Genomic DNA, 12,597 nt, shown 5'->3' with positions numbered 1-12,597 from the left:
AGATATGGAAAAATTACCAAAGATTGCACTACCACTAGTTTTTGTAGCTATTGTAGTGATTGTTATTATTTTTAAATCAACAATTACAATAGGTTCTGGTGAAGCAGGCGTTTTATATAGAACTTTTGATGATGGTGTAGTAACCGACAAACCGCCATTGGGAGAAGGATTTCATTTTGTAGCGCCTTGGAATGAAGTTTTTGTTTACGAAGTAAGACAGCAAGAATTGTTTGAAAAAATGAAAGTACTTTCTTCTAACGGTTTGGAAATTAAAATTGATGCTTCGGCATGGTTTCAGCCAGATTTTAATGATTTAGGAAAATTACACCAAGAAAAAGGTGAAGATTACATCAACAGAGTTTTGCTTCCCGCAATTCGTTCTGCAGCAAGAAGCGTTGTAGGTAGATATACCCCAGAACAATTGTACAGCAGTAAGCGAGATGCAATTCAGCAGGAAATTTTTACCGAAACTCAAAAAATTGTTGGCGACCAATATATTCAATTAAACGAAATTTTGGTGAGAGATGTTACGCTTCCTCCAACAATTAAAGAAGCAATTGAACGAAAATTACGCCAAGAACAGGAATCTTTAGAATATGAATTTAGGCTAACAAAAGCAACTAAAGAGGCACAACGTCAAAAAATTGACGCCGAAGGTAAAGCGGTTGCAAATAAAATTTTAAGTGAATCATTAACCGATAAAGTTTTAAAAGAAAAAGGAATTCAAGCCACGATAGAATTATCAAAATCTAACAATTCTAAAGTAATCGTGATTGGAAGTGGAGATGAAGGAATGCCTATAATTTTAGGGAATAATTAATTCTAAAAATCATGCAACAACAAGTTTCTCCAGAAGTTTTAGAATTTCTAAAAGAGCTTAAACAAAATAATAATCGTGATTGGTTTGAAGAGCATAAATCAGAATTTAAAGCCTTAGAAAAAAAACTAAAAGGATTTTATGAGGAAGTAGGAAATCGGTTAAAACAACACGATGACATAGAAAAAATAAAAGCATTTAGAATTTATCGTGATGTTCGCTTTTCGAAGAATAAAACGCCTTATAAAAGTCATATGGCTGCAAGTTTTACACGAAGAAAGCCGGCTTTGCGTGGTGGTTATTATTTGCATATTGCACCGGAAAATGAAAGTTTTTTAGCCGTTGGGTTTTGGAAACCAGAAAAAGAAGATTTATTCCGAATTCGAAAAGAAATTGAACTTGATGGAGAAGAATTTCGAGAAATCATCCAAGAAAAAGAATTGCATAAATTTTGGGGTAGGCTAGAAGGGGAGCAGTTAAAAAAAGCACCTAAAGGATTTGATAAGGATCATCCGCATATAGATTTGCTTAATTTTAAACAATACACGTTTACTAAAAAATTCAGTGATAAAGAAGTTTTATCTGTTAACTTTATTGATAAAATTGATGCTCATTTTAAAGCGATTAAACCTTTTTTTGACTATATGAGTAGTGTATTAACTACTGATTTAAATGGCGTTTCAACATTAGAATAAGTTTACATGCAGCGCAAACGTTTTTTTTACTTAGTTAAATTACAATTTTTAGGTTTTCGTTTTCATGGTTGGCAAAAACAGCCCGACGTAATTACGGTAGAGCGGATGGTAGAACGAACGTTAGCGTACGTTTTACAACGAAAAAATTTTAAGCTTATAGCTGCAGGAAGAACCGATGCAAAAGTTTCGGTTAATCAAACTTATGTGGAGTTATTTGTAGATGAAGTTCCGTTAAATTTAGATGAATTTTTACCCGAATTTAATAATAATCTACCACCAGATATCCGTGCCTTAGAAGTTTCGGAAACCGATAAAAGTTTCAATATTATTCAGCATCCAAAAACCAAAGAATATTTATATTTTTTTGCCTTTGGAGAAAAATTTCATCCATTTTGTGCGCCATTTATGGTTTTTCATAAAAGTCAATTGGATATAGAATTAATGAAAAAAGGCGCTAAATTATTTGAAGGATCACATGATTTTTGGTCATATACTTTTAAACCTTCAGAAAATACAATAACAGAAGCTACAATTGCACATTGCGAATTAAAAGAAAACTCTATTTATACGGCTAATTTCTTCCCAGAAAAGAGCTATGTTTTGGTTGTAAAAGGAGCAGGGTTTAAGCGCCACCAGATTAGATTAATGATGGGCGCTTTATTTGATTTAGGAAATGGAAAAATAGATTTAGAGTTTATTAAAAAAACCTTAGATGCAAATAATAAAATAAAATTAGAACATATTGCTCAATCGTCTGGTTTATTGTTAAATAGTGTTAGTTTAGAAAATTTATAAATTCATATTCATTGCAAAAAAATAAGCTTATAAAATATAGTTCATTTTTATTAACCGGTTTATTGGTAATTGGTTTTGTTGCTGCGTATTTTATTTCAGATAGTTTTCAAACTTCAGTACAAGATTTTTGGCAAGTAATGTGGAGTGGCGATCAAGAAAAGATTTCTAATCAAGTAGAACGTTTTGGCATTTGGGGTGCAGTAATTATTATTTTATTAATTATTCTGCAAATGTTTTTAGTTGTTTTTCCATCTTGGTTGCCTATGATTGTTGCGGCTTTGGTTTACGGAACTATTCCTTCAATCTTAATTTCTTCCACCGGCGTTTTTTTAGCTTCCAGTATTGGTTTTGTTATTGGCCGGCAAATTGGCGATAACACAATTCATAACTATATGAAACAAAAAACCTTAGATAAATTAGAATATTGGATTGGTAATTACGGTTTTTGGAGTATTGTTATTTTTAGGATTTCGCCTTTTTTATCTAACGATGCAATTAGCGTAATTGCCGGCGGCTTAAAAATGAAATACCTTCGGTTTATTAGCGCAACAATGCTGGGTATTATTCCTTTAGCTACAGCAATTGCACTATTTGCTGAAAATATTTCAACTTTAAAAAATGGTTTATATTGGATTGGTGGTGGCGGAATTCTTATTTATGCAATTTTTATATACATTGATAATAGAAAAAGAAAAAAGAGTTAATCAAAAATTTGTATATTTAACTAAAGAAATTTTAAAAACTTAATCTATGAAAATTAATGTAAAACCACTTTTAGGCATACTATTTTTAGCCAGTATTTTTGTTGCTTGTTCTGATGATGATGATTCATCTAATAATGATAATAATGCAGCGTTAGTTGCCGAAATAACCAACAATGTTCAGGACGGAAATTGGCTGATTACAAGTTTTATTGATTCTAACCAAGATGAAACAAACGATTTTAATGGTTACACATTTACCTTTGCTGACAATGGTGAATTAATAGCTACAAATAACTCAACTACATTAACAGGAACTTGGAGTGTTACAGATGACGATGATAGTAATGATGATAGTTCAAGCGATGACGATGATATAGATTTTAATATATTTTTCCCTGTTGATGATGACAATGATTTTGAAGATCTTAACGACGATTGGGATATTGTAAATCAATCTTCTACTAAAATTGAACTAATTGATGTTAGTGGAGGTAATGGGGGAACGGATTATTTAACCTTTGAAAAAATATAAAAAACAAGCAAAAAAAATCCTGAAATAATCCAGGATTTTTTTAAAAATTCTATAACCATTTTTTTCGTTTAAAATACCAAAGCATTCCTAGAAAAACTAGAATCAAAATAACCCAAAAATAAAGGTAACCGTGCTCAAATTGTAACTCGGGCATGTGTTCAAAATTCATCCCGTAAATACCCGCCATAAAAGTTAGCGGTATAAAAATACTTGCCATAATGGTAAGCACTTTCATGACTTCGTTCATTTTATTGCTTATGGTTGTCATGTACATATCCATTAGTCCCCAAGTCATTTCACGGTAAATTTCAATATTTTCAGAAATTTGAACAATGTGATCGTATAAATCACGTAAAAAATTATTAGTTTTTTCTTCGATTAAGGGATGATCACTTTTTTCTAATCTACTAATTACCTCTCGTAAGGGATAAATTGAGCGTCTAATTTTTAAGATTTCTCGCTTTAAATCTTGAATCTCTTGTGTAATTCCTTCTTCCGGACTTTCTAAGAAAAGATTATCTTCCAGGAGTTCAATCTTTTCTCCCATAGTTTCAAGAATCACAAAATAATTATCAATTACCGCATCAATTAGCGCATACATTAAATAGTCTGAACCGGAATTTCTAATTCTTCCTTTTGCATTCTCTATGCGTTCTCGAAGTCCGTCAAATACATCGCCGTCAGCTTCTTGAAATGTTAGAATATAATTTTTACCAACAGCAATACTTAAATGTTCATTTACAAACTCTTTTTGTTCATCATAATAAAGCATTTTTAATACCACAAAAAGGTAATCATCATAATCATCTATTTTTGGGCGTTGTTGGGTATTTACAATATCTTCTAAAATTAAAGGGTGTAAATTATAATGTTTCCCAAGTTTTTCAATTTCTTTTGTGTGGTTTAAGCCATTAATATTTATCCACGTAATGCTATTTTCATTTTTATAATTAAAAGCATCTTCAATAGTTTGGCTTTGCGACTTCTCTACCTGATCTTTAGTATAATTTATAATTTCTATCGATGGAGCTTCTGAAGTTTTATTACCAACATAAGTAACCTGCCCTGGTACTTGATGTAGAGAGCTGTATTTTACGCGCTCTTTTTTGCGGTTTCGTTTTTTCTTCCCCATAATTTTTAGAAACCTTTAGCAAGCAATTGCCTTTTCTAAAAGTTGAACATTATCTTGTAAACGTTGCGTTACTAAATTCATCATCCGTTTATTTAAAGCAGAAGAATTCTGGATATATTTTTCATATTCCTCAATAGTAAATTGCCCAATTACCATCCCCTTTAAACTATTTCTGAATTTAGTATCTTTATGAATAGCATTATCTATATAAGCTAGTCTTCGCTCTAAAGATAATTCATAAAAAACATTTTTATGTTTTTGAATATAATTTTTAAAGCCAGCCAATAGCAGTTCATCTTGCAATTTTATTACAGGTCTAAGGGTAGCATTCTGAAATTGCTCATCAGAACTCATGTTCTCAGTTACTTTAGCTGAAGGGATTTCAGGTCTTAGTGCTAACAAATAAGAATCTCGCTTGTTCATAATTATACGATTTTCATTAAAATTAGTAAATATTTAATCGGTTTTTTTAGTTAGAAAAAAGACTTGTAAACTATTTTGTTAACAGCTATAGGCGTTAAAATTACCTTAATCATAAATTCACAATTTTATAATTTATTATCTTTAAAAGTTAAAATAACAATTATGCTAACCTCTATAAACCCATATACAGGAGAGAAACTTGAAAAATTTAAAGAGCTCTCTAAATCTAAAATCAATAAAAAGCTGAAAACTGCCGATAAAACTTTTCAAACTTGGAAAGAAACTTCTTTTACAAGAAGAGCAGAACTAATGCAAAATTTAGCTGATGAATTAAAAGAGAACAAAGAAGTATACGCAAAATCTATTAGTTTAGAAATGGGAAAACCCATTACCCAATCTATCGCTGAAATAGAAAAATGTGCTTGGGTTTGCACGTATTATGCAGAAAATGCAGAAAAGCAACTAGAAAAAGATATCATTGAAACTGATGCAGAAGAATCTTTTGTTAGTTACGAACCTCTAGGAGTTGTTTTTGCAGTAATGCCTTGGAACTATCCGTATTGGCAAGTATTTCGCTTCTTGGCACCCGCTTTAATGGCTGGTAATGTAGGTGTTTTAAAACACGCAAGTAATGTAATGCGTTGTGCAGAAAATATAGAGAAAGCAGTCCTAAATGCTGGTTTTCCCGAAGGTTGCTTTCAAAACTTAACAATTAGCAGTAAAAAAGTAGAGTTTGTTTTAAGAGACGAACGCGTAAAAGCGGTTACGTTAACCGGAAGTAAACCAGCTGGTGGAGCAGTGGCTTCGGTAGCTGGAGAAATTATAAAGAAATCTGTTTTAGAACTTGGCGGAAGCAATGCATTAGTTGTTTTTGAAGATGCTAATATTGAAGAAACTGTAAAAACTTGCGTACAAGCAAGATTTCAAAATACAGGACAAAGTTGTATTGCAGGAAAGCGTTTGCTTGTTAAAGAGGGAATCTATAATCAATTTATTGAAGAATTTATTACTCAAGTTAGAGAACTTAAAAGTGGAGACCCGCTTGATGAGGAAACCTATATTGGTGTGATGGCTAGAGAAGATTTAGCCAAAGAATTAGAAGAGCAATTATTAGATTCTAAAGAAAAAGGAGCAAAAGTTGTTTTAGGCGGTAAACGTAGAAAGGCTTATTTTGAGCCTACTGTGGTAATAAACGTCAATAAAAAAATGCGCATTTTTAAGGAAGAAACTTTCGGGCCATTAATTTCAGTTACCTCTTTTGAAACTGATATGGAAGCAATAGATTTGGTAAATAAATCTAAATTCGGATTAGGAGTTTCTGTATTTACAGAAGATTTTGAACGTGCAAAAGCGATGATTCCACAATTTGAAGATGGTGCAGTTTTTATTAACGAATTGGTAAAAAGCGATCCAAGATTACCTTTTGGCGGAACAAAAGAATCAGGTTATGGTCGAGAACTTTCAGACCATGGTATAAAAGAGTTTGTAAATCGAAAGACAGTTTATATCAATAAATATTAATTTTTCTAAAAATAAAGGATTGTTTTTAGTTGGTTTTTAATGAGTTAAAATTAACTGTAAATTTTTACTGTTTTTAGGCTTGTAATATTAAGAAGTATTAATATATTTGCACCGCTTTTAAGCTTTAGGTCGCATAGCTCAGCTGGATAGAGCACCTGCCTTCTAAGCAGGCGGTCCCAGGTTCGAATCCTGGTGCGATCACTTTTAAAGTGTAAACCCTTTGAATTTTTCAAAGGGTTTTTTTATGTCTTGGTTTCTAACTTTTAAACTTTTTAGAAAACCAACTGCCCATAATTTCCGTACTAATTAAAATTATAGTTCAACAAATAAATAATCAATTTATAGATAAAAGTTATTTAAAAAAGACAAGCAACGTTTTTTTTTAACGTTTCAAAAATCTATAAATAATTTACTGTTAAAGTACTATTAATTACGTTAATTAGTGGGATTGTAGTTATATTTTTACTGAATATTATATTAAAATTTACCTCATTTATGAATAATACCCCAACACGATTTCAAGTAATTTCTTATGAAGATGCAAGTAAAGAAGTTAAAGAAATTTATGATGATACAATGCAAACTATGCAAATTCCTTTTGTTTTAAATTGGTTTAAATGCCAAGGCAGCAACCCTATTTTGTTAAGAGGAAATTGGGCTAAGCTGAAATCAACTTTATTACTAGGAGATGTGCCCAATGTATTAAAACAGCTTATCATCTTTAATGTTTCTAAAGAACGTAATTGTAATTATTGCACACAAGCCCATGGAATATTCGCGAATAGTATGACCGAAATGATTGATGAAAACATTAATTTTAAATTGACAGAAAATTTAGATTCGCCACTAATTCCAGAGAGTTACAAAACCGCAATTAATGTTATTACGAAAGCTGCTTTAAAACATGCAGAAATTACAGATCAAGACTTTGATAAATTAAAAAGTGTTGGTTTTTCTACATCAGAAATTCAAGAACTTATGGCTCAAGCAGATTTGGTAAATATGTTAAATACTATTGCAGATATTTCAGGTATAAAAATAGACAATGAGCTTATGGAAGCTCAAGCATAAATGTGAATTTTAATCAATCAAAATATAGAATAACTTACGAAGCTTTTTCAAAGTTTTCAAGTAAACTAAGCAAGGCAGAAACCTTAGAAGAAGTCAGTAAGCTTACGCTTACTAACCTCAAATATTTTTTTAATTACCATTCCATCAGCATAAAAAGTATTACTAGAAATCATCAGCTTTGTTTTTCGTTTAGTATCAATAAAGCTGATTTTTATTATGAAAAGCTAGGATTAAATATTTTTGAAAAACGACTTTTTGAACGAAAAGTTCCTATTTATGAAGAACTTAGAGAAAATGATATTAGTACTTTAACAAATTTTGATTTACCAGTTTTAGAAGAGGCAAAAATTTATGCCTCTTATTTTGATTATGGTTCAACTAAGGCTTGTGTTAGTATTATTTCTGATGAAAATCGGAAATTCGGAATGGATGATGTAGAGATTCTTCGGCTTTTAACAGATGCCTTTGTAAGTAAAACAAGACAAATTAGACTGAAAAGTGAATTAGAAGAAAAGAATGAAGAGTTTAAAAATGCTATTCAAGAGATTGATGTTAAGAATAAACAAATTGAATCTATTGTAGATACACAAAAAGCAATTATAAAAATAAGAACTAAAAATATTCTTGATAAGAATAAACAACTTGTTAGTATTCTACAATCTATTTCTCATAACTTACAAGAACCTTTAAGTAGAATTTTGGGTTTATTAGACCTTTCTGAAGGAGTTAGTAAAGATGAGTTTATAGTAGATATTTTGCCATATTTAAAAGAAAGTGCCACAGATCTTGATATAATATTTAAAGACTTGGTTAAAAAAAATGCAGAAGATATTAAGCTTCTCTCAAAAGAAAATGACGAATAGTTTAAAAAAAATACCGACTATTTTTTTAGTTGATGACCAAAAGATTACCAATTTTATTAATAAAAAGCTGATAGAAAATAGTAAAATTAAAGGTGAAATTTTTGATTTTATAAATCCTTTAAAGGCCCTAAGAAAAATTAGTCAGCTGCAACCAAGCCATATTTTATTAGATTTAAATATGCCTCAAATTAATGGTTGGGAGTTTTTAGAGGAAATGAAAAAAAATAATTTAAAGTCAAAAGTTATAATTGTAACTTCTAGTGATAGTCCTTTAGATAGAGAACGAGCAAAAGATTTTGAACAAGTTGTTGGGTATAAAACAAAACCTTTATCTGAAGAAAAAATAAAGAAAATTTTTAATCAATAATTTTTTTGATTTTATTTTCAAAAAAAAGCCATTATTTCTAAATTAAAATAATGGCTTTTTTAGTTTTTATTTATAGCCTAGAAGAGGAATCCAACACTAAACATCAAACGATATCCTTCATCACTGTGGTAGAGTCCAAGATTCCCTGTTAAAGCTTGAAAACCGTTAACCCAAATAGATCCACCATAGTTGTTATGCCATTTATTTGAATTATCATTTTCGGTCCATACACGTCCATAATCAAAACCGGCAGTTACCCCTAATCTTATCGGAACGTAATTTGTTCTAAACTGAGTAATTCCAACACGTAAATCAGTACTTTGATAGAAGGAAGATTTCCCGTTAAAACGTTCATTTCTAAAACCTCTCAAACTATTATTTCCACCTAGCATTGCGCCATGATAAAACTCATAATTATCTCCTATAATAGTCTTTCCTGAAACTTTAGTAGCTAAAACCACTATACCACTTTCATGAAGCGGATAGTCTAATGAAATTGTAGGCTCTAGATAGATAAATTCATTATTATTATCATCAATATTTGTCTTATATCCGGTAGTTAAACCAAACATCATACCTCGTCTTATGTAGGCAAGTTTGTTAGATTTATTTGAATAATTAAAGCCGACTTCTCCACCTGCATAATATTGATTAGTAAATAAATCATCGTCTTCAGAAAAAAACTGGTCGGTTGTCTCGCCTTCAGTAAATTCCGCTTCAAATGATTCTACCATTGGTTTTACATAAAAATTATAGCCCTGTTCGTGACGCCAAATTAAAGAAGGCGCTAATCTTATTTGTTTTAAACCTACACGGTTATAATCTTTGTCAACAGCATCTTCATCATAAGTAGTTTCATTTCCACTACCAAAATAGTTTATGGCATAAGTTGGTGTTTTGAACATTGCTTCAACTCCAAAATTCCAATTATAAAAAACGTTTGCAAATTCTCCATTATAGCTAAAAGAAACACCATTAGTAGCAGAGTGATATTTTGCTTCTACGGTATGTTGCGTTGTAAATGGGTTTCTGCTTAATCCATAAGTTGTAAAGATATCTTTTACACCAAGTTGTAAGCCTGCATCAGGATCAAACGCAATACTTGGTAACAACAAGTTATAATTGTATTTTTTCTTTGCAGGATCATATTTATTAATGCTATAAGAATCAGTTAACCACTTTTTAATATTATCTTGTTCAAACGTGTTGTTTTTACTTTTATACTCGTAAACTTTTGCTTTTTTTGTATTTTGAAAATCATAAACATCATTATTTTCGCCTCCTAAAATTTTTAATTTGATGTAATTATCGCCTTCACCGGTAATGGTAAATTTGTCATCATCATCTAAGCCGTAAATCCAAATTTCTTTGGTTTCATCTTTATTGTAGGTATTATCAAATACGAGCGTTCCATCTTCATCTTTAATTTGAATAGTGGTTATACCATTTTTTTTACGCTCAATTATAAATTCATCTTCATTTTCAGTACCAATTACGGTTTCAAATTTTTTAAAGTATTTGTAATAGCGTTCGGCAATATCAACTAAATTATCGCGTCTAGCTTTTAAATCTTTTTTAATTTGTTCTATACTTTCATCTTGAACATCATCTAAAAGTGTAGCAAAAGCTTCATCGATATTTTCATCGGTAAGTTGTTGTTGAATAAATTCTGCTTGATTTCTCCAAACTGATAAATCTGCTTCCTGAATAAAAATTTTGTCTAATTCGTATCCATCTTTATTAAGCCATTTTACATTTTTTACATCAGGTCCATAGTCTTCCATATTTCTAAAGAGGGGAGAGGCAACTTTTAAAAGTTTTATGGCAATGCCGTCGTACTTAGGGAAAGCTTGGTCACGATCCCTTGGTATGGCTTTATATAGTTTAGTTCCATCTTCTTGTTCGAATTCTGCCCAACGCCATTGATCTGAATGTCTATCCCAGTCACCAATTAGCATATCCATTAATCTGGCGCGAATAAAAACTTCTTCATCGATTTTCACTTCTTTTTTTGATTCTCTGACTTCCAACTTCATATCAGAAGTACTTAAAATGTCATCTGGAGACCCAAAAATTTCAAATTCTTTATTTTCATCACCTATATGTTTTTCAACCATATAAAGTTTATCGCCATAATCTTCATTATAAATATGAAGATTTTTTTGCTTCGGAACGTAATAGATATCGGTTTTGGTGTGGTAAATATCCACATCATCTAGCAATTCTTGAACTGCAAATTGTGCGTAAGGGTGAGCGGTAGTATAAAAATCTTGCACAACGCTTTCTGCAACCGTGTTTTCCATATAATCTTGAACGTAATGCGTGTTTATAGAAGATTGAATAAAACGCAAAGCACTTTTTCTAAGTTCACGTAAAGTATAAGCGTGCTCTTCATCGTCTACAATTCTTAGTGAACGCGATTGGTTTCCGCCACCTTCACGCGTGGCTTTTGGATTGCCTGGTAGTTCATCTGCCCAAAATACGGGTGCTTCAATTTTTCTGCTGTAAATCTGTCTGTAATGATCTCCCCAAAACCATTTATGTAATCCGCTTTTATCGGTTTCTTCTTCAGTATAAATAGAAGCTTTGTAAGTTTCGCCAAATTCATCTTTGGTATGATATTTTACTTCATCTTTATCAATTCGGTCTCGTTTAATATCTTCTGTACCTATTAAAGCAGCTTTTCCATTATTAACTTCATAAAATTCAACTGTAGAAGTCTGATCTTTATAGACTATTAATTTAGCAAAACCCTGTGTTGCTTTCGCGAAACGGGTTTCGTCTTGTTTTTTAAACTTATTGGTTTTTTTGGTAGAAGAACCGCTAATAATTTGCGGCAAGGCATCATCTACCATTAACTGAAGGTTATGATCACTTGCAGAAACAAAAATTACATCTTCAAAAGAACGTGCTATGGTTTCCATTCTTCCCCGCAATTGTTTGCGTTTTGCACCGTAATAAGAATCTGAAGTAAAACCACCAAGGTTTTCAAAAAAACCAAGTTTAGTAGAAGTCATAATTGGGTGATGAACGGCTACTATTACTAGCTTCCCTTGTACATCTTTGATATCATCTTTAAATTGAAGAAAAAATTGTTTTCGGGTTTTTTCTTCACATTTATTATTGATGTATGGATGTTCGTCCCAATCTTCAAAAAACCATTGAGAATCTACCATAAGAAGTTCTATCTCATCATAGCTTTCATTTTTTAAAGAGCAACCATCATTTGGCCAGAATTCTGCATTGCTGTTATCTTGTAAAAAAGACTCTAAATCGTCTATATTTTCGTGACCCAATTTATTCCATTCATTTGGTCCAGGGTTAAATATTATTTCGCCGTTAAAGTCTTTAACCGGATCTAATAAGTTATTTTTTAAATAGCTTTTAGTTTCCTTTCTATTTTGTTCTTCATCTTTATGTGGAAATCCTCCAGGTTTTAAAATGTTTCCCATTAGTAGGAGTGTAGCGTTTTTATCTTGTTTAGATAATTCGTTCACAGCCTTGAACAACTCTTTAGATTCTTTGGGATTTTCACTGGTATTACCGGATAAATAAAATGTTTTGGATATTTCTTTAGAAGAATTTTCCTGTTGTGCATTTATCGTCGTACAAAAAGAGAAAATAGTAAGTAACAAACTAAGTCTTAAAAAAGTAGAATGCTTTTGCATAAATGATTT

The 12,597-nt window shown here is 31.1% G+C and carries 12 protein-coding genes and 1 tRNA gene; 10 read left to right on the top strand and 3 right to left on the bottom strand.

Features of this window, described 5'->3' with window-relative positions; translation table 11 throughout:
- Nucleotides 1-4 precede the first annotated feature (4 nt).
- The 5 genes from D9R05_RS01295 to D9R05_RS01280 are packed head-to-tail and all read left to right on the top strand — an operon-like array spanning nucleotide 5 to nucleotide 3,543.
- Nucleotides 5-820, top strand: a complete 816-nt coding sequence (locus tag D9R05_RS01295; RefSeq protein ID WP_121665412.1) for a prohibitin family protein — start codon at nucleotides 5-7, stop codon at nucleotides 818-820.
- An 11-nt stretch (nucleotides 821-831) separates the two neighbouring features.
- Nucleotides 832-1,512, top strand: coding sequence for a DUF2461 domain-containing protein (locus D9R05_RS15550; protein WP_205589261.1), 681 nt, complete (start codon nucleotides 832-834; stop codon nucleotides 1,510-1,512).
- Between the two features lie 6 nt (nucleotides 1,513-1,518).
- Nucleotides 1,519-2,307 (top strand): tRNA pseudouridine synthase A, encoded by a 789-nt coding sequence (locus tag D9R05_RS15545; RefSeq protein ID WP_205589260.1) that lies wholly within the window; start codon nucleotides 1,519-1,521, stop codon nucleotides 2,305-2,307.
- Between the two features lie 11 nt (nucleotides 2,308-2,318).
- The gene (locus D9R05_RS01285; RefSeq protein WP_121665411.1) at nucleotides 2,319-3,011 is read left to right on the top strand and encodes a TVP38/TMEM64 family protein; all 693 of its coding nucleotides are present in this window, start codon (nucleotides 2,319-2,321) and stop codon (nucleotides 3,009-3,011) included.
- Between the two features lie 46 nt (nucleotides 3,012-3,057).
- On the top strand, nucleotides 3,058-3,543 hold the full coding sequence (locus tag D9R05_RS01280; RefSeq protein ID WP_162984869.1) for a hypothetical protein: 486 nt from the start codon (nucleotides 3,058-3,060) through the stop codon (nucleotides 3,541-3,543).
- Nucleotides 3,544-3,592: 49 nt separating this feature from the next.
- Here D9R05_RS01280 and corA read toward each other — a convergent pair whose 3' ends face one another.
- Both corA and D9R05_RS01270 read right to left on the bottom strand, forming a co-directional pair.
- Nucleotides 3,593-4,675: a magnesium/cobalt transporter CorA gene (gene corA / locus D9R05_RS01275; RefSeq protein WP_121665410.1), complete on the bottom strand. Its 1,083-nt coding sequence runs from the start codon at nucleotides 4,673-4,675 to the stop codon at nucleotides 3,593-3,595.
- Between the two features lie 15 nt (nucleotides 4,676-4,690).
- Nucleotides 4,691-5,098, bottom strand: coding sequence for a glyoxalase (locus D9R05_RS01270; protein WP_121665409.1), 408 nt, complete (start codon nucleotides 5,096-5,098; stop codon nucleotides 4,691-4,693).
- Nucleotides 5,099-5,260: 162 nt separating this feature from the next.
- On the opposite strand from D9R05_RS01270, the gene D9R05_RS01265 reads away from it, so the two are divergent.
- The 5 genes from D9R05_RS01265 (at nucleotide 5,261) to D9R05_RS01245 (ending at nucleotide 8,920) form a co-directional block, all read left to right on the top strand.
- Nucleotides 5,261-6,619: an NAD-dependent succinate-semialdehyde dehydrogenase gene (locus D9R05_RS01265; protein WP_121665810.1), complete on the top strand. Its 1,359-nt coding sequence runs from the start codon at nucleotides 5,261-5,263 to the stop codon at nucleotides 6,617-6,619.
- 127 nt (nucleotides 6,620-6,746) lie between these two features.
- Nucleotides 6,747-6,820, top strand: a tRNA-Arg gene (locus tag D9R05_RS01260).
- 294 nt (nucleotides 6,821-7,114) lie between these two features.
- Complete coding sequence (locus tag D9R05_RS01255; RefSeq protein ID WP_121665408.1) at nucleotides 7,115-7,690, top strand: carboxymuconolactone decarboxylase family protein; 576 nt, start codon at nucleotides 7,115-7,117, stop codon at nucleotides 7,688-7,690.
- 2 nt (nucleotides 7,691-7,692) lie between these two features.
- Nucleotides 7,693-8,553, top strand: a complete 861-nt coding sequence (locus tag D9R05_RS01250) for a phytochrome family protein (RefSeq protein WP_121665407.1) — start codon at nucleotides 7,693-7,695, stop codon at nucleotides 8,551-8,553.
- Nucleotides 8,510-8,920: a response regulator gene (locus D9R05_RS01245; protein WP_121665406.1), complete on the top strand. Its 411-nt coding sequence runs from the start codon at nucleotides 8,510-8,512 to the stop codon at nucleotides 8,918-8,920. Before D9R05_RS01250 ends, D9R05_RS01245 begins: the two co-directional genes overlap by 44 nt.
- 77 nt (nucleotides 8,921-8,997) lie before the next feature.
- Here the strand turns inward: D9R05_RS01245 and D9R05_RS01240 are convergent, their stop codons facing one another.
- Entirely contained in the window at nucleotides 8,998-12,588 is a 3,591-nt protein-coding gene (locus tag D9R05_RS01240) for a ShlB/FhaC/HecB family hemolysin secretion/activation protein (protein ID WP_121665405.1), read from the bottom strand.
- Nucleotides 12,589-12,597 lie beyond the last annotated feature (9 nt).

Source organism: Mesonia aquimarina (assembly GCF_003667275.1).
GTDB lineage: Bacteria > Bacteroidota > Bacteroidia > Flavobacteriales > Flavobacteriaceae > Mesonia > Mesonia aquimarina.
The sequence above is the reverse complement of the archived record's forward strand: the minus strand, read 5'-3'. Positions and strand labels throughout refer to the sequence as shown.